Annotated in this window: 2 tRNA genes and 2 rRNA genes; all 4 read right to left on the bottom strand. The window is 57.8% G+C overall.

Annotation, left to right across the window (positions count from 1 at the left end):
• Positions 1-809 (bottom strand): 23S ribosomal RNA (locus ABDH49_09085); the annotation flags it as partial.
• Between the two features lie 58 nt (positions 810-867).
• A tRNA-Ala gene (locus tag ABDH49_09080) sits at positions 868-939 on the bottom strand.
• A gap of 19 nt (positions 940-958) precedes the next feature.
• A tRNA-Ile gene (locus tag ABDH49_09075) sits at positions 959-1,032 on the bottom strand.
• 61 nt (positions 1,033-1,093) lie between these two features.
• Positions 1,094-1,257, bottom strand: a 16S ribosomal RNA gene (locus ABDH49_09070); the annotation flags it as partial.

Genomic DNA, 1,257 nt, shown 5'->3' with positions numbered 1-1,257 from the left:
GCACCGACCCGTTCGGGCCTCCAGACGGCGTTACCCGTCCTTCACCCTGGACATGGGTAGATCGTTCCGCTTCGCGCCTGCCCCCAGCGACTTTGCGCCCTGTTCGGACTCGCTTTCGCTTCGGCTTCGCCTGACGGCTTAACCTTGCCGCTGAGGACAACTCCCTGGCTCATTCTGCAAAAGGCACGCAGTCGGGCCATATAGACCCTTCCACTGGCTTGTGGATCCGGGGTTTCAGGTTCTATTTCACTCCCCTTCCGGGGTTCTTTTCACCTTTCCCTCGCGGTACTATGCGCTATCGGTCTGTCCGTAGTACTTAGCCTTGGAGGGAGGTCCCCCCTGATTCCTACGACCTTTCACGGGGGCCGTAGTACTCGGGACTGCACGCAGGAAGGCACTCACTTTTCGCTTACGGGGCTTTCACCCTCTGTGGCGGGTCATTCCAGACCACTTTAGCTAAATAAGTGCTTTGTAACTTCCCAAGAGGCTGGCAGACCTCTTAAAGCGCGCATCCCACGACCCCACGCAGGCTAAGGCTGCCACCATGGCACCTGCGTGGTTTAGGCTCTTCCCCGTTCGCTCGCCGCTACTAAGGGAGTCTCGTTTGATTTCCTTTCCTGGGACTACTAGAAGGTTTTACTTCGTCCCGTATCGGCAAAGAGCAGGGCTTAACACCCTGCTGGGTTTCCCCATTCGGGCATCCGGGCCTCAATGGCTTTCTGCGCCTCCACCCGGCTTATCGCAGCTTAGCACGCCCTTCGTCCCCTCGGACAGCCAAGGCATCCACCCCGAGCCTTAGAAACTTGCACGCCATGCAGGAGGTAAAACCTATTCAGTTGTCAAGATAACAGGGAGAGCTGCTTTATATGGAGATGGTGGGATTTGAACCCACGACCTCCTGCTTGCAAAGCAGGCGCTCTCCCGCTGAGCTACATCCCCTTGGACCTGCCCCAGATAATGGGCCTCGGTGGACTTGAACCACCGACCTTGCCCTTATCAGGGGCACGCTCTAACCGACTGAGCTAGAGGCCCAAAGGCATGGCAGCTCAATAAGGAGGAAGGACCCTAAAACTTTTAACACGTTCTCCGTTATAAAGGAGGTGATCCAGCCGCAGGTTCCCCTACGGCTACCTTGTTACGACTTCGCCCCAGTTGCCAGCCTTCCCATCGTCCTCTGCCTCCCTTGCGGGTTAGCCTGAGGGCTTCCGGGAAGACGGACTTCCGTGGCGTGACGGGCGGTGTGTGCAAGGCCCGAGA

Source organism: Candidatus Hydrothermales bacterium (assembly GCA_039630235.1).
Lineage (GTDB): Bacteria > Hydrothermota > Hydrothermia > Hydrothermales > JAJRUZ01 > JBCNVI01.
The sequence above is the reverse complement of the archived record's forward strand: the minus strand, read 5'-3'. Positions and strand labels throughout refer to the sequence as shown.